We start from the raw sequence: 22,967 nt of genomic DNA, 5'->3' as shown, positions 1-22,967 counted from the left end.
GCGCGGCGATCTCGGTGCGGGTCTGCACCCGCAGCTTGGCGTCGAGGTTGCTCAACGGCTCGTCCATCAAGAACGCCTGCGGCTGGCGCACGATCGCCCGGCCCATCGCCACCCGCTGCCGCTGCCCCCCCGACAGCGCCTTGGGCTTGCGGTCCAGATACGGAGTGAGGTCGAGCACCTTGGCCGCCTCCTCCACCCGGGTGCGGATCTGGTCCTTCTTCATCCCGGCGATCTTCAGCGCGAAGCCCATGTTGTCCGCCACCGTCATGTGCGGGTACAGCGCGTAGTTCTGGAACACCATCGCGATGTCGCGTTCCTTGGGCGGCAGGTGGGTGACGTCGCGGTCACCGATCCGGATCGACCCCTCGGTCACCTCCTCCAGCCCGGCCAGCATCCGCAGCGCGGTGGACTTGCCACTGCCCGAGGGGCCGACCAGCACCAGGAACTCCCCGTCGGCGACGTCGAGGTCCAGCCCGCTGACCGACGGCGCGGACGCCCCCGGATAGGTCAAGGTGGCGTGGTCGTAGGTGATGGCGGCCATGCGTGGTCCTTCCTGAGCCCGGACGTTCGGCGAACTGTGACACGAGCCGCTGCGCCACGCCACGGTCCGGTCCGCTTCGGTCTCGATCCGTGATCGTCACGGGGACCGGGTCAGCGCGTGGTGCGATCCTCCCGCAGCAGCACCAGCGCCGCGACGGCGGCCAGCCCGGCGGCGATCGCGGCACCGGCGAAGACGGTGTGCAGCTGGGTGAGCACGGCCTGGTCCAGGGCGGCGGAGTGGGCCGGGCAGTCGGCGGGCGAGGTGGGGCACAGCGTCAACGGCGAGCCGATGGCCTCGACCTCGGCGGTGAACCGGCGCAGTGCCACGGCGGTCAGCATCGACAGTCCGACGAGCATGCCGACGGTGCGCGCGACGACGGCCAGCGCGCTGGCGCTGCCGTGCACCGCCGGGCCGGTCACCGCCAGCAGCACCGCGTTGACCGGTGCGATCGCCAGGCCGAAGCCCAGGCCCGCGGCGAGCAGCACGACGGTCGACGTCCACCGGTCCAGCGAGGCCTCGCCCCAGCCGGTCATCGCCCACAGCGCCAGCGCGGCCAGCGCCGTGCCGGCGGCGGCCACCAGCCGCGGGGGGACCCGGCGGCACAGCCACCCGCCGGCCACCGCGCCCACGGGGACGGCGACGAGCAGCCGCAGCAGCACCAGCGCGGCGCCGAGCTGGTCGCCGGGCGTCGTCGTCGCGCGGGCGAACAGCGGGACGTCGACGAGCGCGGCGACCAGCGCCACCCCGACGAGCAGGTTGACCAGCAGCGCGCCCCAGGCGCCGGCCGGGCGCAGCTCGGACAGCGGCAGCACCGGGTCGGGCGTGCGCCGCTCGTGCAGCCAGAACGCGACGGCGGCCGCGGCGGCCACCGGCAGCAGCACCGCGCCGTGCGCGACCACCTCGGTGGCGGGGTCGGCCGCGGCGAACGCCCACACCAGCGCGCCGAGCGCGACGACGGCGAGCAGCGAGCCGACGACGTCGACCTCGCGCAGCAGCCGCGGCACCCCGCGCAGCGGCAGCACCGCACCGGCGGGCGCGGTGAGACTCCGGGCGACCAGCGCTCCGGCGGCGACGACGGCGAGCAGCACCAGCGGCGTCGTCGCGGTCACGCCGTCGAGCAGCGGCACCCAGGCCAGGCCGAGGGTGACGTCCTCGGTCAGCGCCGGCGGCGCGGCGAGCTGCAGGCCCGCGGCGGCGCCGGCGACGGCGAGCAGCGCCAGCCCCAGCGGGTCCGGCCGCCGGCCGCCGGTGAGGACCACCCCGGTGGCGAGGGCCAGCCCGAGCAGCAGGTTCAGCCAGAACACCGCGCGCCAGTCGGCGACGGCGAGCACCGCGGCGCCGGCCAGCGGGCCGAGCACGGCACCGGCCTCCTGCACCGCGCCGACCACCCCGAGCGGCACCGCCCGGCGCTCGGGCGGCCAGCGGTCGGCGACCAGCGCGAGCGTCGCCGGCACCAGCCCGCCGGCGCCCACCCCCTGCAGGCCGCGCCCGGCGACGGCGGCGCCGAGACCGGTCGCCGTCGCGGTGAGCAGCGAGCCGAGGGCGAACAGCAGCAGGCAGCCGGCCAGCACCGGGACCCGGCCGCGCAGGTCGGCCAGGCGGCCCAGCAGCGGCAGCGTGGCGGTGTAGCCGAGCAGGAAGCCGCCGATGATCGGCGTGGCCCGCTGCAGCTCGTCGATGCCGACGCCGACCCCGGTGAGGATGTCGGGCAGGGCCAGGACGACGACGTAGGTGTCGGCCGCCGTGACCAGCACCGCCAGCGTCGCCAGGACGACCAGCGGCAGTCCCGGGGCGGCGCGGGGAACCGGCTCAGCCGACAGGCGGTGCGGTGATCTCGACATCGGCGCCCGGGTCGGAGAACTCGATGGTGAAGGTGGCGTCCTGGTCGGCGGCGTAGAACGGGCCGGTGAGCTCGGCGCGGCGCAGCTGGCCGCTGTCGGTGGCCACGGAGAAGCGGGCGTCCACCGGCTGGCTGGGGTCCTCGCTGGTGAGCACCTGCTCGACCAGGTCGCCGGGCACCTCGGCGGTCACCTCGCGCACCACCTCGCCGTCGACCCGCCGCTCCTCCCCCAGCTCGGCGGACTCGGCCTGCGCCAGGAACTGCGAGATGCCGGTGTCGGGGTCGAGCAGCGCGCCCGGGTCGCCGAAGCCGAACTGCGCGGGGTCGACGACGCTGAAGCCGCTGGTGAAGGGCAGCTGCGCGTACACGGTGCCCGCGACGGAGACGACGGCGAGGTCGAGCGAGGCCCCCGCCGCCAGGACCTGCAGGGTGCCCTCGAACGACGCCGGGCGCAGCACGTCGCCCTCCCCGCCGGTCAGCGCGGTGCCGGTGGTCGGCGCGCCCTCGCTGGTCAGCACGAAGTGCAGGCTGCTGGTCTCGTCGAGCGTCGTCTTGGCGCGGGCGAGCAGGTCGGCGGCGGACTCCTCGGGCTCCCCGCCCCCGCCGCCGCAGCCGGCGAGCGCGACCACGAGCACGGCACCCAGTGCGGCAGCGCGGCGCAGCATCCGACCGTCCTCCCGTCCGTGCCGGTCCGCCCGGCGCGGGCACGGTAGCGCGCCGGGATGTCCGACCGCGGGATCCGTCGGTGCCCACCGGCAGGGTGTGCGCGTGGACGTCCTCTTCATCGCCAGCGTCAGCGTGATCGCGCCCGACCCGGTCGCGAGCCGCTCCCTCTACGTCGACGCGCTCGGCCTGCCGTTGGAACGGCTCGGCGGGGAGTACTTCGCCAGCGAGCACATCGAGGGCAGCAGGCACTTCGGGGTCTGGCCGCTGAGCGAGGCGGCGCAGGCCTGCTTCGGCACCTCGGACTGGCCGGCCGGCCGCCCGGTCCCGCAGGCCAGCGTCGAGTTCGAGCTCGCCGACCCCGATGCCGTGGCCGCCGGAGCGACCGAGCTCGAGGAGCGCGGCCACACGCTGCTGCACGGGGCGCGCACCGAGCCGTGGGGGCAGACCGTGGCGCGGCTGCAGAGCGCCGAGGGGCTGGTGGTGGGGCTGTCCTACGCGCCCTGGCTGCACTGAGCGGCGCGGGCCCGGGCGATGCGCCCGGCGAGCCTGGCCTGCGCCTTGACCGGGAACGCGGCCAGCGCCGGCTCGAGCTGGGGGATCCGGTAGGGCTGGGTGGTCAGCGCGCGGAAGGCCAGGCCGGTGGTGACGCCGTGGCCGGGCCGGTGGACGACGCGCACCTCGTCGCCGGCGCCGACGTCGCCGGTCTCCAGCACCCGCAGGTAGGCGCCGGTGGCCCCGCGCGCGGTGAACCGCTTGACCAGGTCGGGCACGTCCCAGAACCGGGCGAAGGTGGCGCACGGCGTGCGCGGCGCGGTCACCTCGACCAGCGCCGTCCCGACCCGCCAGCGCTCGCCGATCTCGGCGTTCGTCAGGTCCAGCCCCGCCGTCCGCAGGTTCTCCCCGAACCGGCCCGGCGGCAGGTCGCGGTCGAGCTCGGCGGCCCAGGACGCGGCGTCCTCCTCGGCGAAGGCGTAGACCGCCTGCCCCTCGCCGCCGTGGTGCTTGCGGTTGGCCTGGACGTCGCCGTCGAGCCCCAGCTCACCGACGGCGACCCGGCCTGCGACCGGTCGCTTGTCGATGCCGCTGCGGTCGGGCCGGCGCCCGGGGAGCGGGAGGAGGTCGGGACCGGAGACGCAGACGGCCAGCAGCCGCGGGGTCACTTCTTCGCGGCGGAGGGCTCGCTGGTGGACAGCGCGGCGACGAACGCCTCCTGGGGGACCTCGACGCGGCCGACCATCTTCATCCGCTTCTTGCCCTCCTTCTGCTTCTCCAGCAGCTTCCGCTTGCGGGTGATGTCACCGCCGTAGCACTTGGCGAGGACGTCCTTGCGGATGGCCCGGACGGTCTCGCGGGCGATCACCCGGGAGCCGACGGCGGCCTGGATGGGCACCTCGAACTGCTGCCGCGGGATCAGCTCGCGCAGCTTGCCGGCCATCATCACGCCGTAGCTGTACGCCTTGTCCTTGTGCACGATCGCGCTGAACGCGTCGACCGGCTCGCCCTGCAGCAGGATGTCCACCTTGACCAGCGAGGACTCCTGCTCGCCGGCCTCGGCGTAGTCGAGGCTGGCGTACCCGCGGGTGCGCGACTTCAGGGCGTCGAAGAAGTCGAAGATGATCTCGCCGAGCGGCAGCGTGTAGCGCAGCTCGACGCGGGACTCGCTGAGGTAGTCCATGCCGCCGAGCTGGCCGCGCCGGCTCTGGCACAGCTCCATGATCGCGCCGGTGTACTCGCTCGGCGCGATGATCGTGGCGTTGACGATCGGCTCGTAGACCCGGTCGATCTTGCCCTCGGGCCAGTCGCTGGGATTGGTGACGGTGTGCTCGGTGCCGTCCTCCATCACCACCCGGTAGACGACGTTGGGCGCGGTGGAGATGAGGCTGATGCCGGCCTCGCGCTCCAGCCGCTCGCGGACGATCTCCAGGTGCAGCAGGCCGAGGAAGCCGACGCGGAAACCGAAGCCCAGAGCCGCGGAGGTCTCCGGCTCGTAGGTCAGCGCCGCGTCGTTGAGCAGCAGCTTGTCCAGCGCCTCGCGCAGCAGCGGGTACTCGCTGCCGTCGATCGGGTAGAGGCCGGAGTAGACCATCGGCTTGGGGTCGCTGTACCCGCCGATGGGCTCGGCGGCCGGGCGGTGCTGCAGCGTGACGGTGTCCCCCACGCGGGACTGGCGGACGTCCTTCACGCCGGTGATGAAGTAGCCCACCTCGCCGACGCCGAGGCCGTCGACCGGCTTGGGCTCCGGGGAGATGACGCCGATCTCGAGCAGCTCGTGGGTGGCGCCCGTGGACATCATCCTGATCCGCTCGCGGCTGGCGATCCGCCCGTCGACGACGCGGACGTAGGTGATGACGCCCCGGTAGATGTCGTAGACGCTGTCGAAGATCATCGCCCGGGCGGGGGCGTCGGCGTCGCCCTCCGGCGCGGGGATCTGGGCGACGATGGCGTCGAGCAGCTCGGGCACGCCCTCGCCGGTCTTGCCGCTGACCCGCAGCACGTCCGCCGGGTCGCAGCCGATGATGTGCGCGATCTCGGCGGCGTAGCGCTCCGGCTGCGCGGCCGGCAGGTCGATCTTGTTGAGGACCGGGATGATCGTGAGGTCGTTCTCCAGGGCCAGGTAGAGGTTGGCCAGGGTCTGCGCCTCGATGCCCTGCGCGGCGTCGACCAGCAGGACCGCGCCCTCGCAGGCGGCCAGCGACCGGGACACCTCGTAGGTGAAGTCGACGTGGCCCGGGGTGTCGATCATGTCGAGGACGTACTCGGTGTCCCCGACCTCCCACGGCAGGCGCACGTTCTGCGCCTTGATGGTGATGCCGCGCTCGCGCTCGATGTCCATGCGGTCGAGGTACTGGGCGCGCATCTGCCGTGCCTCGATGATCCCGGTGACCTCGAGCATCCGGTCGGCCAGCGTCGACTTGCCGTGGTCGATGTGGGCGATGATGCAGAAGTTCCGGATCCGGGCGGGATCGGTCGCAGCGGGAGTCGTCACAGTGCTGCCATGGTCCCACGACCGGCCGGGGTCGCGGAGCACCGTGCCCGGCACCGTGCCCGGAGGGCCTCGACCGACCGGGGTGGGACCCGGACGCCGACGCTGGTAACCTGGCAGGCCGGTCCGCTGACGCCTGCCGTCCGGACGCACCGACAGACCATCCCCTGCGAGACACCGAGGCTCACGCGTGGCGAACATCAAGTCCCAGATCAAGCGGAACAAGACGAACGAGAAGGCGCGGCAGCGCAACGTCGCCGTCAAGTCCGCCCTGAAGACGGCCGTCCGCCGCTTCCGCGAGGCCGCTGCCGCCGGCGACACCGAGGCCGCGACCACCGCGCTGCAGCGGGCCGGCAAGGCGCTCGACAAGGCCGCCAGCAAGGGGATCATCCACAAGAACCAAGCCGCCAACCGCAAGTCGGGCATGGCCAAGCAGCTGACCAGCCTCTGAGCTGAGCTCACGACGAGCCCCGTCCCCCGTGGGGGACGGGGCTCGTCGGCGTCTGCGGGGCGCTGACCGGCCGGGGTCAGTACCGGCTGCGCGCGCGGGAGTCGCGGCCGGTGGTGGCGCGGATGTCGACGATGCGGCGGACGGCGCGCTCGAGCGCGTAGTCGGCGCTGGCCGCCACGCCCTTGACGTCGGCGTTGAGCCCGGCGGCCACGCCGATCGCCTGCTGCAGCCCGTCGATGCTCCAGCCGCGCGCCTGGGTCTGGGCCTTCTTGACCTTCCACGGCGGCAGCTTCAGCGCCCGGGCCAGCTCGCCGGTGTTGGAGGTGTTGAGCGAGGTGACCCGGGCGGCGGTGCGGATGCCGTCGGCGATGGCGTCTGCGATGAGCACGTGCGCGACCCCGCGCTCGAGCGCCCACCGCAGCATCTCCAGCGATCCCTGCCGGTCGCCCACGAGCACCCGCTCGGCGACGGTGAAGCCGCTGACCTCGGCCTGCCCGCGGTGGAAGCGCGCGACGGCGTCGGCGTCGACCGTGCCGCCGACGTCAGCCACCAACTGGGTGGCCGCCGACGACAGCGCCCGCAGGTCACCGCCGACGGCGTCGACCAGCGCGCCGACCGCGTCGGGGGTGATCCGGCCGCCGGCGGCGCGGACCTCGTTGCGGACGAACGCCGCCCGGTCGCCGGCCGAGGAGATCTTCGGGCACTCGTCGAGCGCCGCCCCGGCGGCGGTGAGGGTCTTCAGCAGCGCCTCGTTGCGCTTGCCGCCGTGGTGGACCACGACCAGCGTGAGGTCCGGGTCGGGGTCGGCGCAGTAGGCGGTCAGCGCGTCGACCAGGGCGCCGGCCGCCTCGTGCACGCCCGCGACGACGACGAGGCGGTGCTCGCCGAACAGCGAGGGGGCCAGGACGTCGGCGAGCTGGCCGACCGGCAGGCCGAGGGCGGTCAGCTCGTGCAGCTCGGCCTGCGGGTGCCGCTCCAGGACGGCGGCCCGCACGGCGGCGACGGCGCGCGAGCGCAGCAGCTCCTCCTCGCCGACGACGGCCCGCAGGCGGGAGGTCGGGGCGGGGGGTGCGGCGGCCACACCGGCATGGTGCCACGCCCCGCCGACGCCCCAGCGGTTCTCCGGAGGGTGGTGGGTCAGGCGTCCTCGCGGACCACGGCGGCGCCCCGGGCGGGTACGACCACCTCGCCGTCGACCGCCCGGCCGGTGAGCAGCTCGGTGCCGCGGGCGGGCACGCGCTGCTCCTGCCCGGTGTGGTCGAGGCAGAACAGGTAGGAGCGCGCGCCGTCGTCGGAGACCCGGCGGACCACCTCGACGCCGGGCGGCACGGCGGCGACCGGCTCGACGCCGGCCTCCTCGAGCACCCGGCGCAGCAGCGCGTCCCAGGAGGCGTCGTCGAGCTGGGTGGCGACGTACCAGGCCACACCCCCGCCGGGCAGGGGGCGGCGGGTGACCGCCGGCTGGCCCGGCACCGGCCCGTCGAGCACGCGGGCCACCACCTCGACGTCGTCGTCGACGGTGCCCTCCTCGGACCAGACCGTCCCCCGCCAGCCGTGCTCGAGCTCGAGTTCCTCCCCGGGCAGCAGCGGCAGGACCTCGGTCATCCGCACGCCGAGCAGGTCGCGGAAGGCGCCCGGGTAGCCGCCGAGCCGGACGTGCTCGTGCTCGTCGACGATGCCCGACGAGCACGTGACGACGACGTGGGCCCCCGCGGCGCCCGCGGCGGCGATCGCCTCGGCGGTGGCGTCGGTGCACAGGTGCAGGGTCGGGACGACGACCACGCGGTGTGCGGCCAGCCGCCCGGCGAGGTCGTCGGCGGCGACGGGGACGACGTCGCTGGTGACGCCCGCGGCGCGCAGCACGCGGTGCACCGCGCGGCCGGCGTCGAGGTAGTGCAGCAGCTCCGTCGGGCGGGAGGGGGCGTCGTTGGACCACCAGGCCTGGTGGTCGAAGACCTGCGCCACGTCGGCCCGCACCCGGGTGCCGCGCACCTCGTCGAGGCTGCGGAGGGCCCGGCCGAGCTCCTTGGCCTCCCGCCAGGTGCGCGAGTCGGTGCCGGCGTGCGGCAGCAGGCCCGAGTGGTGCTTCTCCGCGCCGGCCCGGCTGGCCCGCCACTGGAAGAAGCAGATGCCCTCGGCGCCGCGGGCGACGTGGACGAGGCTGTCGCGGACCGCCTCGCCGGGCCGCTTGGCGACGTTGACCGGCTGCCAGTTGACCGCGGAGACCGAGTGCTCCATCAGCAGCCAGCGCCCGCCGCCGGCCAGCCCCCGGGTGAGGTCGGCGCAGAAGGACATCTCCGCGTGCGGGTCGGGCAGGCGGTGGTCGAGGTAGTGGTCGTTGGAGACCACGTCCTGGGTGGGCGCCCAGGTGCCGTAGTCCATGGCCCACTGGTGGCTGGTCACCATGAAGTTGGTGGTGACCGGGACGTCCGGGGTGGTCCTCCGCAGCACCTCGGCCTCGGCGCGGTACTGGTCGAGCAGCTCGTCGGAGGAGAAGCGCAGGTAGTCCAGCCGCTGCGTGGGGTTGCCGGTGGCCGTCGTCCGCCGCGGCACGCCCACCTCGGCCCAGTCGCCGTAGCGCTGGCTCCAGAAGGCGGTGCCCCAGGCCGCGTTCAGCGCGGCGAGCCCGTCGGTGCCGCTGCCGTAGCGGCGCTGCAGCCAGCCGCGGAAGGCCTCGGCCGACACGTCGCAGTAGCAGTGCACGTTGTGGCAGCCGAGCTCGTTGTTGACGTGCCACATCGCCAGCGCCGGGTGCTGCGCGTAGTGCCGGGCGAGGTGCTCCACCAGGGCCAGCGAGCGCTCCCGGAAGACCGGCGAGGACGGGCACCAGGTCTGCCGCCCACCGATGGCGAAGCGGGTGCCGTCCTCGGCGACGGGCAGCACCTCCGGGTGCAGCCGGGCCAGCCACGGCGGCGCCGACGCGGTGGCGGTGGCGAGGTCGACCCGGATCCCGCCGTCGTGCAGCAGGTCCAGGACCTCGTCGAGCCACCCGGTGTCGAACCGGCCGGGTTCGGGCTCGAGCAGCGCCCAGCTGAACACCCCGACGGTGACCAGGTCGACGCCGGCCTCGCGCATGAGGGCGACGTCCTCGGCCCAGACCTCACGCGGCCACTGCTCGGGGTTGTAGTCCCCGCCGAAGGAGATCGAGTCGGTGGGCCAGCGGCTCACCTGTCCGACCCCGCGGCCAGGCCGGCCCGCCAGTACCGCTGCAGCACGAGGAACGTGATGATCAGGGGGATCACCGACACCAGGGAGCCGGTGACGGTGAGGATCTGCAGCTGCGGGTCGCGCGACACCTGGGACTGCCAGGAGAACAGCCCGAAGGTGATCGGCCAGAGCTGGTCGTTGCGCAGCATGATCAGCGGCAGCAGGAAGTTGTTCCAGATCACGACGAACTGGAACAGGAAGATCGTCACCAGCGCCGGGCTCATGAGCCGGACGGCGATGGTGGAGAAGATCCGCCACTCGCTGGCGCCGTCGAGCCGGGCGGCGTCGATGAGCTCGTCGGGCACCGAGGCGGCGGCGAAGATGCGCGACAGGTACACGCCGAACGGGCTAACGATGCTGGGGAGGAAGACCGCCCAGAAGGTGTTGGTCAGGCTCACCCGCGCGAAGAGCAGGAACAGCGGCAGGGCCAGCGCGGTCGCCGGCACCAGCACCCCGCCGAGGACGATCGAGAAGAGCAGCTCCCGGCCGCGGAACTCGTACTTGGCCATGGCGTAGCCGGCCATCGCGGCCAGCAGCGTGCCGACCGCCGCACCCAGCCCGGCGTAGAGCAGGCTGTTGAGCGCCCAGCGCAGGAAGACGCCGCCGTCGCGGGCGAACAGCTCCGACAGGTTCTCCCCGAGGTTCCAGTCGGCGAACCAGAAGCCGTTGCTGTTGATCAGGTCCGGCTGGGACTTGGTCGCGTTGACGATCAGCCAGTAGACCGGCAGCAGGAAGTACACGGCCGCGGCGACGAGGACGACCATCGCCACGACGACCGAGGCCGGGGACTCCTGGGTCGCCCCCCGGCGCATCAGCCGCGACCGCGACGACCGCGGCGGGGTGGCACTCTGCTCGCCCTGGACGGGTGCCACGGTGCTCACAGTCCCGACCTCCTCGCGGTCGCCCGGAGGAACGCGAAGGAGAGGATGAAGGTGGCGACGGCCAGGACCACGGACATGGCGGCGGCCAGCGGGTAGTTGTTCGCGCTCGCGGTGGTGTAGGCGAGCAGGTTGGGCGTGTAGCTCGACGTCACATTGGTCGAGATGGCCCGGAAGACGATGGGCTCGGTGAACAGCTGCAGCGTGCCGATGATGGAGAACACCCCGGTGAGGATCAGCGCGGGCAGCACGAGCGGGATCTTGATCGACCACGCGGTGCGGAGACCGCCGGCGCCGTCGACCTTGGCGGCCTCGTAGACCGACTGCGGGATCGCCTGCATGGCCGCGAAGATGATCAGCATGTTGTAGCCGGTGTAGGTCCAGGTCACCACGTTGGCGATCGACCACAGGATGGTGCCCGAGCCGAGGAACTCGACGTCGATGCCGCCGTCCTGCAGCAGGCCCACGATGGGGCTCAGCTGCGGGCTGTAGAGGAACGCCCACATCAGCGCGGCGATGACGCCGGGGATGCCGTAGGGCAGGAAGTACACGATCCGGAAGGTGCGCTTGAGGCGCGCGACCGCCGAGTCGAGCAGCAGGGCGAGCAGCAGGGCGAAGCCGAGCATGACCGGCACCTGCACGACGCCGAAGAGCAGGACCCGCCCGACGCCGTTGAGGAAGGCCGGGTCGGTGACCACCCGGGAGTACTGCTCGAGCCCCGCGAAGGTGGTGGTGGTCTCGCCGAAGATCCCGCCGGTGCGCTCGGTCTTGGTCAGGCTCTGGACGATCGCGTACCCGATGGGCAGCAGGTAGAAGAGGACGAACGGGACCAGGAACGGCAGGGTGAACCAGATCCAGGCCCGCGAGCGGACCGCCGTCCTCCCCTGCCGCCGCGGCGCGGCGGCAGGGGAGGACGGCGTGGTCGGCGGAGCGACGGCGGCCATGACGGGTGTCAGGTCAGTCCGCGACCTGGACGCCCTGGCTCTCCAGCGACTCCACCGACGCGGACTGGGCGTCGGTCAGTGCCTCGGAGAGCGTGCCCTGACCGTTGAGGGCGGCGGTGAAGCCGTCGCTCATGGCCGTGTAGGTGTCGGTCATGGTCGGACCCCACGTGAAGTCGGTGTCGACCTGGCCCGAGGCCTCGGTGAAGATCGAGAAGATCTCCTGGCCGCCGTAGAACTCGACGCCCTCCTGCAGAGCGGGCAGCTCCGAGCCGGCGTTGGCCGCCGGGAAGAGGCCACCGAGCTCGTTGGCCATGGCCAGCGCCTCGGGGTCGGTGTTGAGCCACAGCGCGAACTGGGCCGCCTCGGCCGGGTGCTCGGTGCCGGAGAGCACGGCGGTGGTCGACCCACCCCAGTTGCCGGCGGCCTCGTCGCCCTCCGACCACTGCGGCATGGGAGCGACCCGCCACAGCCCCGCGGTGCTGGCCGCGTTGTCCCGGATGGTCGAGTAGCCCCAGGCCGCGGACGGCCAGCTGGCGACCTGGCCGGAGTTCCACGCGGCGTAGAGGTCGGGCGAGAAGCCCTGCAGGTTCGTGGCGACGAGGTCCTCGTCGATCATCCGCTGCCAGTAGTCGGCGACCTCCTGCGCCTCCGGGCTGTCGACGTTGACCTGCACCTGGTCGCCGTCGAGCTCGAAGAGGCTGGCACCGCGCTGCCACAGCAGGCCGGTGAACCAGTTCGCGTCGCCCTGCGGGAAGTGGGTGATGTAGGCGCCGGTGGCCTGCTTGAGGGTCTTGGCGGCCTCGTAGTACTGCTCCCAGGTGGTCGGCGGCTCGGTGATGCCGGCCTGCTGGAAGAGGTCCTCCCGGTAGAACAGCGCCATCGGACCGGTGTCCTGCGGGATCGCGTAGACGCCGTCGTCGCCGAGCTGCACCTGCGACCAGGTCCAGTCGACGAAGTCACCGGAGGCGTCGGAGATGCCCTCGCAGGCGCTGATGTCCTGCAGCCCGTCCTGCAGCCGGAAGCTCGACAGCGAGTCGTACTCGATCTGGCTGAGGTCGGGTGCGGTGCCGGCCTCGAGCCCGTTGAACAGGTTGCTGTAGGTACCGGCGTTGCCGGCCGGGGTGGTCTCCACCTCGACCTGGATGTCGGGGTTCTCCTGGTTCCACATGTCCACGACCTGGTCCATGCCCGGCACCCAGGTCACGAAGTTCAGCGTGACCTCGCCGTCGGACGCGGCGCAGTCGGTGGAGCCGCCCCCGCCTCCACCTGCTGCCGTGTCCTCGTCCCCGCCCCCGCCGCACGCGGCCAGGGCGAGCATGGGCAGGGTCATCGCGGCCACCATCAGGCGGCGCTGGTGCTTCACAGAAAACTCCTCGTCATTGGGGGGTCCGGCAGAGGGTGACCTTTCGCTGTGGCGGACGTCAAGGAGCCGGGCCGCGTCCGGCCACCCCCCAGTCGTCGTCGGAACCGACGACGGCGAGATCGCCCTGCTGACCCGTGCGGTGCACCCGCATTCCGGACCGAGAGAGTACGGAGAGCAGGCCCGGCGCCGGGTGCCCGTAGGGGTTGTCGGCGCCGACCGAGACCAGCGCCACCCGGGCGCCGGTCGCGGCCGGGAACGCCGGGTCGACGTCGCCGCTGCCGTGGTGCGGGACCTTCAGGACGTCGGCACGCAGGTCGACCCCGCGGTCGAGGAGCCGCGCCTCCGCGGTCGCGCTCAGGTCCCCGGTGAGCAGCACCCGCACGCCCCGGTGGGTGAGCCGCACGACCAGGGACAGGTCGTTGGGCTCCGCGGTCGCCGTCGCGATCTCCGGTGGCGGGGCGAGGACCTCCACCGTCGCACCGCCGACGGTCCGCACGTCGCCGGGGACGAGCGTCTCGCGCCGGGCGCCGGACCGGGCGGCCAGCCGGTCGAGGGCGGCCCGGCGGTCGTCGGCCGGGGACAGCGTGCCGGTGGCGACCGTCCCGACCGCCCGCCCGGTCAGCGCCCCGGCCAGGCCGCCGGCGTGGTCGGCGTCGAGGTGGGAGAGCAGCACCAGCGGGAGGGTGTCGATGCCCAGCGCGTCCAGGCAGCGGTCGACCGGGCCGACCTCGGGTCCGGCGTCGACCAGGACGCCCTCCCCCGGGCCGGTGGGCACCACGAGCGCGTCGCCCTGCCCGACGTCGCACGCCACGACCACGGCGCCGGCCGGCGGCCAGCCGCCGGTCACCTGGCGCAGCGGCCAGCCGAGGACCACCAGGCCGACGAGGACGGCGAGGGCCAGCGCGCGCAGCCGCCGGTACCGCCACAGCACCAGCCCGGCGAGCAGCACGACCGCGGTGAGCAGCAGGGCCCCGCGCGTGCCGGCCGGCCAGCCGGTCGCCGCGTCGGGCAGGCCGGCCGCCGTCCGCGCGACGGCCACCAGCCACCGCACCGGCCAGCCGGCGACCCACACGAGGGCGTCACCGGCGGGCGGCACCACCGCCCCGACGAGCGCGCCGAGCAGGCCGAGCACCGTCGCGGGCGCCACGGCCGGGGCGGCGAGCAGGTTGGCCGGCAGGGACACGGGACTGACCAGGCCGGACAACCCGGCGACCAGCGGCGCGGTGGCCACACCGGCGGCCGCCCCGACGGCCACCGCGTCGGCGAGGACGCCGGGCCACCGGCGTCGCTGCAGTGCGCGGGACCAGCCCGGCGAGAGCAGCACGATGGCCGCCGTCGCGGTGACCGACAGGGCGAAACCGGCGTCGCGGGCGAGGCGGGGGTCGAGCAGCAGCAGGACCGTCACCGCCGCGGCGAGCGCGGGCACTGCCACGCGGGAACGGCCGGAGGCCAGCGCCAGCAGGCCCACCCCGCCCATCGCCGCCGCCCGGACGACGCTGGCCGTCGGCCGGGCCAGCACGACGAACCCGGCCAGCGCGACGACGGCGACCAGCGCCTGCACCCGGCGGTCGACCGCCCGGCGCCGCAGCGGCGCGAGCACCCCGGCCAGGACGATCGCCACGTTGGCGCCGGACACGGCCGTGAGGTGGGACAGCCCGGCGAGCCGGAAGTCCTCGGTGAGGACCGGGTCCATCGCCCGGGTGTCCCCGACCACCAGGCCCGGCAGCAGGCCGGCCTCCGGGGCGTCGAGGACGCGGGCCGCCGAGCCGGCCAGCCCGTCGCGCAGCCCGCCGGCCAGGCGCTGCACCCAGGGCGCGTCGCCGACTCGCTGCGGGGGTCCGCGGGCCGAGAGCCGGGCGACGACGCCGTCGGCGGCGGGAGCCGCGGCGACGGCGACCCGCGCCCGCAGCCGCTGTCCCGGGACGACGTCGGCCCAGCCGTCCTCGGGCGCGAAGACCACCACGGCGGCGCTCAGGTGGACCGTGCGCCGGCCGTCGTCGAAGCCGGTGACCGTGGCGTCGAGGACCAGGCGCGGCGCCGCCGTGCTCCCCACCCGCCGGGGGTCGCCGTCCACCTCGAGCTGCACGGTCACCGAGCGCTCCCCCGCGGCGTCGGCCAGCGGCGAGGCCGCCCGCGCGGCACCGCGCACGGCCGCGACCCCGGCCGCGGTGGCCACCGCGGCGAGCACGGCGAGGGCGACGAGCGCCCCGGCGCGGTGGCGCCGGCGCGACACGACCAGCCCGGCGACCACCGCCGCGGCCGCGAGGGCCGCCGGCACGACCGGCGGGAGGGGGCCGGTGGCGAGGGTGACGGTCCAGACGGCGACGGCGACGGGCACCAGCCGCAGGTCCAGCCAGGTCCAGCGGTCCGGCGGCGCGCCGGTCACACCCGCACCAGGTCGGCCAGCTCGGCGTAGATGGCCGGGCCGATGCCCGGGACGTCGTCGAGCTGCTCGACGCTGGTGAAGCGGCCGTGGTCCTCGCGGTGGGCGACGATCCGCTCGGCCAGCACCGGGCCGATGCCGGGCAGGGCGTCGAGGTCGGCGACGGTGGCGGCGTTGAGGTCCAGCGGCCCGGCCGGTGCACCGGCCTGCCCCGGGGCGGCGGCGGGGTCGGCCTGCGGTGCGGCGCCGGGCACCCCGACGGCGATCTGCTGGCCGTCGGCCACGACCGCGGCCAGGTTGACCGACGCGGGGTCGGCCTCGGGCAGCAGCCCGCCGGCGGCGGCGACCGCGTCGGCCACGCGCGCTCCCTCGGGCAGGGTCACGAGGCCGGGCCGGGCGACCAGGCCGACCACGGAGACGACGACGGTCGGCTGCGCGCCGGCGGTCTCCCCCACCGACGGCGACGCCGGCGCGGCCGCGGAGGTCACGGCCGGCGGTGCGGGCTCCACGCGCGGCCGGTCGAGCCAGGTCCACCCCGCCAGCGCCAGGCCGGCCAGGAGACCCGCCACCCACAGCGCCCGGCTGCCGCGCCGGCCGGGGTCGACGCGCACCGTCCGCGCCGGTGCGCGGTGGCGTCCCAGCGCGCCGGGCAGCGCGTCGTCGGGGTCCGGCTCGTCGTCGGCGTCGTGGCCTGGTCCGTCGTCGAGGTCGGCACCGAGGTCGGCACCGAGGTCGGCGTCGAGGGGATCGCGTGGGGGGTCGTCGTCGGGGAGCCAGCCGGACCGCCGCCCCTCGGCCAGCAGCACCCGCAGTCGGGCACGGATGACGTCGGCGTCGTCACGGCGGGAGGTCAGGCGCACGCGGCGGACGGTAGGCAGGCGGCGGGCCGGCGCCGACCGTCGCGCGGGGTCCTGTGGACGGCCTCCCCGCCTGTGGACGCGCAGCGGTCGAGGAGCGGCGGCCGGGTGCACGCTGCGCCGGTGACCGCCCTCCTGCGTTCAGTCCTCCCGGCGCTCCGTGTCGGGAGCGGGCTCGTCCTGCGTGTCCGCCGGCTGTTCCGCGGGCGCCACGACCACGCCCACCGCGCCCGGGCCGACGTGCGCGCCGATGACCGCGCCGAGCTCGCTGACGTGCAGCTCCCGCATGTCGGGGATCGCCTCGCGCAGCTGGGCGGCGAGCTTCTCGGCGCGGTCGGCGGCGGCCAGGTGGTGCACCGCGACGGAGGCGCCCGGGCCGCCGGCGGCCTCGGCGGCCCGCTGCACCATGCGGCTGATCGCGCGGGTGGTGGTCCGGACCCGCTCCAGCGGCACGACCCGGCCGTCGACCACGTGCAGCACCGGCTTGATCGACAGTGCCGTGCCGAGCAGGGAGGCGGCGGAGCCGATCCGGCCGCCGCGGCGCAGGTGCTCGAGGGTGTCGACGACGAACAGCGTGCGGGTGCGCGCGGCGGCCGTGTTCGCGACCGCCGCGACCCCGGCGGCGTCGGCTCCCGCCGCGGCGGCTCGCGCGGCGGCGAGGACGGCGAAGCCGGTGCCCATGGCCGTCGAGCGGGTGTCGACGACGGTCACCAGGTGCTCGCCGACCTGCGCGGCGGCCAGGCGGGCGGCGTCCCAGGTGCCGGAGAGGTCGGCCGACAGGTGGACCGAGACCACCCGGTCGGCGCCGGCTGCCAGGCGCCGGCGGTAGGCGGCGACGAAGTCCCCCGGTGTGGGCCGGGAGGTCGACACCCGCTGCCCGCGGACGGCCAGCGCGCGGGCCACGTCCTCGGGGGTCACGTCCTCGCCCTCGCGCCCGCTGCGTCCGGCCAGGACGACGTAGCAGGGCACCACCTCGATGCCGTACTGCGCGACCAGCTCGGGCGGCAGGTAGGCCGTGGAGTCGGTGACCACGGCGACGGGCATCAGCCGAGGCTAGCCCGCAGCCGGCCGTGGGTCCGCCGGGGTGCCGCCGGCTGCCGCCCCGGGTCTCAGGACAGCGCGTCGGCGTCCTGGGCCGGGGGCGCGCCCTCCGGCGTGGCACCGGCGTCGAGCACGGCGCCTCCGGCCCGCCCGTCCGCCTCCGCCGCCGCCGGGACGACGGTGACCGCGCAGTTGTGCCGGACGAGCCGCCACCGCTCCCCCTGCCGGACGAGCTCGCTCCAGCCGCAGTTGGCCAGCGGGCCGAACACCCGCCGGTGCTGCGGTCCCAGTCCGAGCAGCGCCTCCATCAGCCGCCCGGCGGTCCCGCCGTGGGTGACCACCACGGCGACGTCGGCCGCCGGGAGGTCGGCGAGGGCGGCGAGGGCCCGGGCGACGACGGCCGCGTTCTCCTCGCCGCCCCGACCGCGCACCGGCCGCCCGGCGGCCCAGTCGGCGAACTGGTCGGGGTACCGGTCGGCCACCTCGTCCCGGGTGAGCCCCTCCCAGCAGCCCAGCCCGTGCTCGCGCAGGCGCTCGTCGAGCCGCAGCGGGACGCCGAGCAGCGCGGTCAGCGCCGCGGCGGTGTCGGCGGCGCGGACGAGGTCGCTGGAGACGACGACGGTCGAGCCGGGGTGCAGCCCGCCGGCGACCAGGTGGGGCGCCGTGCGGACCGCCTGTGCCCGGCCCTCGGCGTCCAGCGGCGGGTCCAGCTGCCCCTGGAAGCGGCCGGTGGCGTTCCACTCCGTGCGCCCGTGCCGCCACACGACCAGGCGCGGGACGGGCAGGTCCGGCAGGGCGGGCAGGTCGGCCGGGACGGCGGCCGTCACCGGCCGGTCGCGTCCGGGTCCCCGGGCTCCCCCGCGGCCCCGTCGACGAGCGGGTCGCCCTCGAGCAGGTCGTCGTCGAGCAGGTCCTCGTCGGTGGTCGCGCCGGGTGCGGGCTCGTCCGGGTCGGGTGCCAGCAGCACGGAGCCGGCGCCGGCCGGGTCCACGTCGTCCGCCGAGAGGGGCGCGGCGGCGGCGCCGTCACCGGACGGGACGGCCCGGTCGACGAAGGGGATGGTCGGGCAGTCCTTCCACAGCCGCTCGAGGGCGTAGTAGGCGCGCTCCTCGGCGTGCTGGACGTGCACGACGACGTCGACGAAGTCGAGCAGCACCCAGCGGGCCTCCGCGACGCCCTCGCGCCGCACCGGCTTGATCCCGCGCCCCCGCAGCCGCTCCTCCACCTCGTCGACGATCGACTGCACCTGGCGCTCGTTGGGCGCGGAGGCCAGCACGAAGGCGTCGGTGATCGCCAGCCGGTCGCTGACGTCGACGATCGACACGTCGGTGGCGAGCTTGTCGGCGGCGGCCTGGGCGGCGAGCAGCGCGGTCTCCCGCGCCTCGGCCGAGGCGGTCATCGGGGCACCTCCTGGAGGGCGGTCGACGGGGGGTCGGACGGGCCGGCGGGGGGCCGGACGGAACCCGGGGCACCGGGACGGCGGGCGACCGGGCCCGAGCGGTAGAGGCCGCGCTTCTCGATGTACTGGACGACCCCGTCGGGCACGAGGTACCAGACCGGCATGCCGCGAGCGACACGGTCGCGGCAGTCGGTGGAGCTGATGGCCAGCGCCGGCACCTCGACGAGACTGACGACCCCCTCGGGCAGGTGCCCGTCGGCCAGGGTGAACCCGGGACGGGTGACCCCGACGAAGTGCGCCAGCCGCAGGAACCGCTCGCTGTCGCGCCAGGTGAGGATCTGCGCGAGCGCGTCGGCGCCGGTGATGAAGAACAGCTCGGCGTCCGGGCGCTGCCGGTGCAGGTCGGTGAGCGTGTCGATCGTGTAGGTCGGGCCCTCGCGGTCGACGTCGACGCGGCTGACGGTGAACCGCGGGTTGGAGGCGGTGGCGATGACGGTCATCAGGTAGCGGTCCTCGGCGGGGCTGACCGCGCGCTCGGTCTTCTGCCAGGGCTGGCCCGTGGGGACGAACACGACCTCGTCGAGCCCGAACAGGCCGGCCACCTCGCTGGCGGCGACCAGGTGACCGTGGTGGACGGGATCGAACGTCCCGCCCATCACGCCGATCCGGGTCCCGGTCACCGACCGAGCCTAACCGGGCCCCGTCCGGGCCGGTGACGCGATGGAACGGCCCCTCGCTCAGAGGGTGGTGACGAAGTCGGCGAGCTGGGTGGCGTTGCGGCACTCGACCATGTCGACGACCTCGCCGTAGCGGTCGGCCGCCGAGTCACCACTGCCCCACAGCCGGCGCGGCTCGGGGTTGAGCCAGTGCGCCGAGCGGGCGCGGCGGACGAGGTCGGCCAGCACCGGCAGCCCCGGCTGGCGGTAGTTGGTCCGCCCGTCGCCGAGCACGAGCAGCGACGTCTTCGGCCCGACGGCGGTCGGCCAGCGGTCGGCGAAGACCTCCAGGGCGTTGCCGTAGTCACTGTGCCCGTCGAAGGCCACGACGTCGGCCTCCCGCCCGATCCGCGCGACGGCGCCGGCGACGTCGGCACCGGGGCGGAATAAGCGGGTCACCTCGTCGGTGGAGTCGACGAAGGCGAACGCGCGTACGCCGGAGAAGTGCTCGCGCAGCGCCTGGGTGAGCATCAGCGTGAAGTGGCTGAACCCGGCCACCGAGCCGCTGACGTCGCAGAGCACGACCAGCTCGGGCTTGTGCACCTTCCGCGGCCGGTGGTGGGTGACCACCGGCACCCCGCCGGTGCCGAGCGAGGCCCGTACCGTGCGGCGGAAGTCCAGCCGGCCCTCGCGGCCCATCCGCCGCCGCGCCGACAACCGCACCGCCAGCCGCCGGGCCAGCGGCGCCACCGCCCGCCGCAGCTCGGCGAGGTCGGCCTGCTGGGCCCGCAGGAAGTCGACCTGCTCGGCCAGCGGCCGCACGGCGCTCTTCGCCACCCGGTCCCGGCCCCGCTCGGCGGCGCTGCGCCGGCGCACCTCGGCGTCGACCGCGGCCCGGAAGGCGGCCAGCCGCTCGCGCACGGTCTGCCGGGCGACCTGCTCGGCCAGCCCGCCGCGGCCGCCGTCCCCCACCAGGCCGGCCAGCAGCTGCGCGACCAGGGTGTCCGGTGAGAGCGCCCGCATCACCCGGTAGCCGAAGTACGACTGCCCCGACGGCGAGGCCGGCGCCCGCCCGAGCTGGTCGACCGCCCGGCGGGCGAAGCGGCGCAGCGCCTCGTCGTCGCCCTCGAGCAGCAGCCGGGCCAGCTCGGCGCGCATCCGGTCGGAGAGGTCCCGCTGGTCGCCGTGCCCGTCGGGCAGGTCCAGCGTGCGGGCGTCGTCCCCAGGGTCCTCGCCGTCGGAGGACGGGTCGCCGGGGGCCCCGGAGCCGGCCGGGCGGTCCGACAACGGCCACCACAGGTCGAACAGCACGTCGTAGGCCGGGCGCTGCGAGGCGCGCTGCAGCAGCACCGCCGCCAGCCCGTGCCGCAGCTGCTCGCGCTCCAGCAGGTCGACCACGGTGAGGATCTCCGCGGCGTCGACGGCCTGGCTGATCCCCACCGGGATGCCGGCCTCGCGGACCGCGCGCACGAAGCCGTCCAGGTGGCCGGCCAGCCCGCCGGGGGCGACCGGTCCGGCGGGCGACCCGGCCGGCGACGGTGCGGACATCAGTTGAGCCGCAGCTCGGCGGCGGCGCGGTCCTGGTCGCTGGCGTGCTTGAGCACCACGCCGAGCGTCGAGCGGACCGCGGCCTCGTCGAGGGTGTCCAGCCCGAGCTCCAGCAGCGTCTGCGCCCAGTCGAGGGTCTCGGAGATCGACGGGGACTTCTTCAGCTCCATCGCCCGCAGCGCCCGGATGGTGCGCACCAGCTGCTCGGCCAGGCCCGGTGCCAGGTCGGGCACCCGGGAGAGCACGATCTCCCGCTCCCGCTCGGCCGAGGGGTAGTCCAGCGACAGGTACAGGCAGCGCCGCTTGAGCGCCTCGGACAGCTCGCGGGTGGCGTTGGACGTGAGCACCACCGTGGGCCGGCGGGTGGCGGTCACCGTGCCGAGCTCGGGGATGGTGACCTGGAAGTCGCTGAGCACCTCCAGCAGCAGCCCCTCGACCTCGACGTCGGCCTTGTCGGTCTCGTCGATGAGCAGCACCGTGGGCTCGCTGCGCCGGATGGCGGTCAGCAGCGGCCGGGAGAGCAGGAACTCCTCGCCGAAGATGTCGTCGTGGACGGTGTCCCAGTCCGCGCCGTCCCCACCCTGCGCGGCCTGGATGCGCAGCAGCTGCTTCTTGTAGTTCCACTCGTAGAGCGCCCGCGCCTCGTCGAGGCCCTCGTAGCACTGCAGCCGGATCAGCTCCGACCCCGTCGCCGCGGCCAGCGCCTTGGCCAGCTCGGTCTTGCCGGTGCCCGCGGGCCCCTCGACCAGCAGCGGCTTGCCCAGCCGGTCGGCGAGGAAGACCGTCGTCGCGATCCGCTCGTCGGGCAGGTAGCCGGCCGTCGACAGCCGCTTGCCCACGTCGGCGACGGAGGAGAACTGCGGCGACTGCGTCGGGGGGCGGGGCATGGGGCTCCTCGGGGAGGGCGCCGGTCAGCGGGTGTGGCCGCTGCCGGTGACGACGTAGGTGGTGCTGGTCAGCTCGGGCAGGCCCAGCGGGCCGCGCGCGTGCAGCTTCTGGGTGGAGATGCCGATCTCGGCACCGAAGCCGAACTCGCCGCCGTCGGTGAACCGGGTGGAGGCGTTGACCATGACGGCGGCGGCGTCGACCCCGGCGGTGAACGCGGCGATGGCCGAGGCCGAGTCGGCGACGATCGCCTCGGTGTGCCCGCTCCCCCACCGCGCGACGTGGTCGAGGGCGGCCGGCAGGTCGTCGACGACCCGCACCGCCATGTCCATCGACAGGTACTCGGTGGCCCAGTCCTCGTCGGTGGCCGGGACGACGGCGTCGTGCGCGGCTCGGGCGGCGTCGTCGCCGTGCAGCGTGACCCCGGCCTCGGCCAGCGCGGCGAGCAGCCGCGGCAGGAACGGCACGTCGCGGTGCACCAGCAGCGTCTCCGCGGAGTTGCAGACGCTCACCCGGTGGGTCTTGGAGTTGAGCACGACCGCCTCGGCGGTGGCCGGGTCGGCGGAGGCGTCGACGTAGACGTGGCAGTTGCCGACGCCGGTCTCGATCACCGGCACCTGCGCCTCGCGCACCACCCGCTGGATGAGCGAGGCGCCGCCGCGCGGGATGACGAGGTCGACGTGCCCGCGGGCGCGCAGCAGCTCGCCCACCGAGGAGCGGTCGGCCGGCAGCAGCTCGACCGACCCCTCCGGCAGGCCGGCCTTCTGCGCCGCCTCCGACAGCACCGCGACCAGGGCCGCGTTGGTGCGGTACGCCGACGCCGACCCGCGCAGCAGCGCCGCGTTGCCGCTCTTCAGGCACAGCCCGGCGGCGTCGACGGTCACGTTGGGCCGCGCCTCGTAGACGATGCCGACCACCCCGAAGGGCACCCGGACCTGGCGCAGCTCCAGCCCGTTGGGCAGCCGGGAGCCGCGGACGACGTCGCCCACCGGGTCGGGCAGGGCGACCAGCTCGCGCAGCGCGGCGGCGACGCCGGCCACCCGCGGGGCGTCCAGCCGCAGCCGGTCGAGGACCGACGCCGGGGTCCCCTCGGCCGCCGCGGCCTCGACGTCGAGCGCGTTGGCGGCCAGCAGGTCGTCGGTGCGCTCGACCAGCGCGTCGGCCATCGCCGAGAGGGCGGCGTCCTTGACGTCGGTCGGCAGCGTGCGCAGCACGCGGGCGGCGGCGCGGGCGCGCAGGACGGCGGCCCCGATCAGCGGCAGCTCGACGGCGTCGGACACGTCCGGGAGCCTACGCGCCGGGCTCTCCACCGGACGCTGTGCGAC

21 protein-coding genes are annotated in these 22,967 nt (G+C 75.2%); 2 read left to right on the top strand and 19 right to left on the bottom strand.

Going from position 1 to position 22,967, the window contains the following annotated elements; genetic code table 11:
* The 3 genes from ACI780_RS21910 to ACI780_RS21900 all read right to left on the bottom strand — a co-directional run.
* Window positions 1-541, bottom strand: a 541-nt coding sequence (locus ACI780_RS21910) for an ABC transporter ATP-binding protein (RefSeq protein ID WP_457005750.1), incomplete at its 3' end; no start/stop codon positions are given.
* A gap of 110 nt (window positions 542-651) precedes the next feature.
* Window positions 652-2,382, bottom strand: coding sequence for an MFS transporter (locus ACI780_RS21905; protein WP_457005748.1), 1,731 nt, complete (start codon window positions 2,380-2,382; stop codon window positions 652-654).
* Window positions 2,351-3,046 (bottom strand): LppX_LprAFG lipoprotein, encoded by a 696-nt coding sequence (locus tag ACI780_RS21900; RefSeq protein ID WP_457005746.1) that lies wholly within the window; start codon window positions 3,044-3,046, stop codon window positions 2,351-2,353. The genes ACI780_RS21905 and ACI780_RS21900 overlap by 32 nt, the downstream gene beginning before the upstream one ends.
* Before the next feature lie 103 nt (window positions 3,047-3,149).
* On the opposite strand from ACI780_RS21900, the gene ACI780_RS21895 reads away from it, so the two are divergent.
* Window positions 3,150-3,560 (top strand): hypothetical protein, encoded by a 411-nt coding sequence (locus ACI780_RS21895; RefSeq protein ID WP_457005744.1) that lies wholly within the window; start codon window positions 3,150-3,152, stop codon window positions 3,558-3,560.
* Here ACI780_RS21895 and ACI780_RS21890 read toward each other — a convergent pair.
* Both ACI780_RS21890 and lepA read right to left on the bottom strand, forming a co-directional pair.
* A complete protein-coding gene (locus ACI780_RS21890; protein ID WP_457005742.1) occupies window positions 3,539-4,207 on the bottom strand; it encodes an MOSC domain-containing protein in 669 nt (222 codons plus the stop codon). The genes ACI780_RS21895 and ACI780_RS21890 overlap by 22 nt on opposite strands.
* Complete coding sequence (gene lepA / locus ACI780_RS21885) at window positions 4,204-6,033, bottom strand: translation elongation factor 4 (RefSeq protein WP_456871097.1); 1,830 nt, start codon at window positions 6,031-6,033, stop codon at window positions 4,204-4,206. Before lepA ends, ACI780_RS21890 begins: the two co-directional genes overlap by 4 nt.
* A gap of 187 nt (window positions 6,034-6,220) precedes the next feature.
* Here lepA and rpsT point away from each other — a divergent pair, with 187 nt between their 5' ends.
* The gene (rpsT, locus tag ACI780_RS21880; RefSeq protein ID WP_089404955.1) at window positions 6,221-6,481 is read left to right on the top strand and encodes a 30S ribosomal protein S20; all 261 of its coding nucleotides are present in this window, start codon (window positions 6,221-6,223) and stop codon (window positions 6,479-6,481) included.
* Window positions 6,482-6,557: 76 nt separating this feature from the next.
* Here rpsT and holA read toward each other — a convergent pair whose 3' ends face one another.
* From holA to ACI780_RS21810, 14 genes are all read right to left on the bottom strand, one after another.
* A complete protein-coding gene (holA, locus tag ACI780_RS21875) occupies window positions 6,558-7,562 on the bottom strand; it encodes a DNA polymerase III subunit delta (RefSeq protein ID WP_457005739.1) in 1,005 nt (334 codons plus the stop codon).
* A gap of 56 nt (window positions 7,563-7,618) precedes the next feature.
* Window positions 7,619-9,649, bottom strand: coding sequence for a beta-galactosidase (locus tag ACI780_RS21870; RefSeq protein WP_457005737.1), 2,031 nt, complete (start codon window positions 9,647-9,649; stop codon window positions 7,619-7,621).
* A complete protein-coding gene (locus ACI780_RS21865) occupies window positions 9,646-10,569 on the bottom strand; it encodes a carbohydrate ABC transporter permease (RefSeq protein ID WP_456871100.1) in 924 nt (307 codons plus the stop codon). The genes ACI780_RS21870 and ACI780_RS21865 overlap by 4 nt, the downstream gene beginning before the upstream one ends.
* Window positions 10,566-11,510: a carbohydrate ABC transporter permease gene (locus ACI780_RS21860; protein ID WP_456871101.1), complete on the bottom strand. Its 945-nt coding sequence runs from the start codon at window positions 11,508-11,510 to the stop codon at window positions 10,566-10,568. Before ACI780_RS21860 ends, ACI780_RS21865 begins: the two co-directional genes overlap by 4 nt.
* Window positions 11,511-11,523: 13 nt before the next feature.
* Window positions 11,524-12,873, bottom strand: a complete 1,350-nt coding sequence (locus ACI780_RS21855) for an ABC transporter substrate-binding protein (protein ID WP_456871102.1) — start codon at window positions 12,871-12,873, stop codon at window positions 11,524-11,526.
* 58 nt (window positions 12,874-12,931) lie between these two features.
* Window positions 12,932-15,259: a ComEC/Rec2 family competence protein gene (locus ACI780_RS21850; RefSeq protein WP_457005734.1), complete on the bottom strand. Its 2,328-nt coding sequence runs from the start codon at window positions 15,257-15,259 to the stop codon at window positions 12,932-12,934.
* Window positions 15,256-16,116 carry a ComEA family DNA-binding protein gene (locus ACI780_RS21845; RefSeq protein ID WP_457005732.1) on the bottom strand — a complete coding sequence of 287 codons (861 nt, stop codon included), beginning with the start codon at window positions 16,114-16,116 and terminating at the stop codon, window positions 15,256-15,258. Before ACI780_RS21845 ends, ACI780_RS21850 begins: the two co-directional genes overlap by 4 nt.
* A 138-nt stretch (window positions 16,117-16,254) precedes the next feature.
* Entirely contained in the window at window positions 16,255-17,157 is a 903-nt protein-coding gene (locus ACI780_RS21840) for a DegV family protein (RefSeq protein ID WP_457005730.1), read from the bottom strand.
* Between the two features lie 65 nt (window positions 17,158-17,222).
* Window positions 17,223-17,981 carry a histidine phosphatase family protein gene (locus ACI780_RS21835; protein WP_456871106.1) on the bottom strand — a complete coding sequence of 253 codons (759 nt, stop codon included), beginning with the start codon at window positions 17,979-17,981 and terminating at the stop codon, window positions 17,223-17,225.
* Complete coding sequence (gene rsfS / locus ACI780_RS21830; RefSeq protein ID WP_456871107.1) at window positions 17,978-18,553, bottom strand: ribosome silencing factor; 576 nt, start codon at window positions 18,551-18,553, stop codon at window positions 17,978-17,980. The genes ACI780_RS21835 and rsfS overlap by 4 nt, the downstream gene beginning before the upstream one ends.
* Entirely contained in the window at window positions 18,550-19,233 is a 684-nt protein-coding gene (nadD, locus tag ACI780_RS21825; RefSeq protein WP_457005727.1) for a nicotinate-nucleotide adenylyltransferase, read from the bottom strand. The genes rsfS and nadD overlap by 4 nt, the downstream gene beginning before the upstream one ends.
* Window positions 19,234-19,290: 57 nt before the next feature.
* Window positions 19,291-20,757 (bottom strand): vWA domain-containing protein, encoded by a 1,467-nt coding sequence (locus ACI780_RS21820; RefSeq protein ID WP_457005725.1) that lies wholly within the window; start codon window positions 20,755-20,757, stop codon window positions 19,291-19,293.
* Complete coding sequence (locus ACI780_RS21815) at window positions 20,757-21,644, bottom strand: AAA family ATPase (protein ID WP_456871110.1); 888 nt, start codon at window positions 21,642-21,644, stop codon at window positions 20,757-20,759. The genes ACI780_RS21820 and ACI780_RS21815 overlap by 1 nt, the downstream gene beginning before the upstream one ends.
* Window positions 21,645-21,668: 24 nt before the next feature.
* The gene (locus ACI780_RS21810) at window positions 21,669-22,922 is read right to left on the bottom strand and encodes a glutamate-5-semialdehyde dehydrogenase (RefSeq protein WP_457005723.1); all 1,254 of its coding nucleotides are present in this window, start codon (window positions 22,920-22,922) and stop codon (window positions 21,669-21,671) included.
* Window positions 22,923-22,967: the final 45 nt, after the last annotated feature.

The sequence above is a fragment of the Geodermatophilus sp. SYSU D00814 genome (assembly GCF_054050055.1).
Note: the sequence above shows the minus strand (reverse complement) of the source record. Positions and strands in the feature narration are given on the sequence as shown.

What these genes read in the sequence shown, in the direction of transcription:
- ACI780_RS21905 (WP_457005748.1), bottom strand. Translation starts at nt 2,382, where the DNA reads ATGTCGAGATCACCGCACCGCCTGTCGGCTGAGCCGGTTCCCCGCGCC.
- ACI780_RS21900 (WP_457005746.1), bottom strand. Translation starts at nt 3,046, where the DNA reads ATGCTGCGCCGCGCTGCCGCACTGGGTGCCGTGCTCGTGGTCGCGCTC.
- ACI780_RS21860 (WP_456871101.1), bottom strand. Translation starts at nt 11,510, where the DNA reads ATGGCCGCCGTCGCTCCGCCGACCACGCCGTCCTCCCCTGCCGCCGCG.
- ACI780_RS21840 (WP_457005730.1), bottom strand. Translation starts at nt 17,157, where the DNA reads ATGCCCGTCGCCGTGGTCACCGACTCCACGGCCTACCTGCCGCCCGAG.
- rsfS (WP_456871107.1), bottom strand. Translation starts at nt 18,553, where the DNA reads ATGACCGCCTCGGCCGAGGCGCGGGAGACCGCGCTGCTCGCCGCCCAG.
- ACI780_RS21820 (WP_457005725.1), bottom strand. Translation starts at nt 20,757, where the DNA reads ATGTCCGCACCGTCGCCGGCCGGGTCGCCCGCCGGACCGGTCGCCCCC.
- ACI780_RS21815 (WP_456871110.1), bottom strand. Translation starts at nt 21,644, where the DNA reads ATGCCCCGCCCCCCGACGCAGTCGCCGCAGTTCTCCTCCGTCGCCGAC.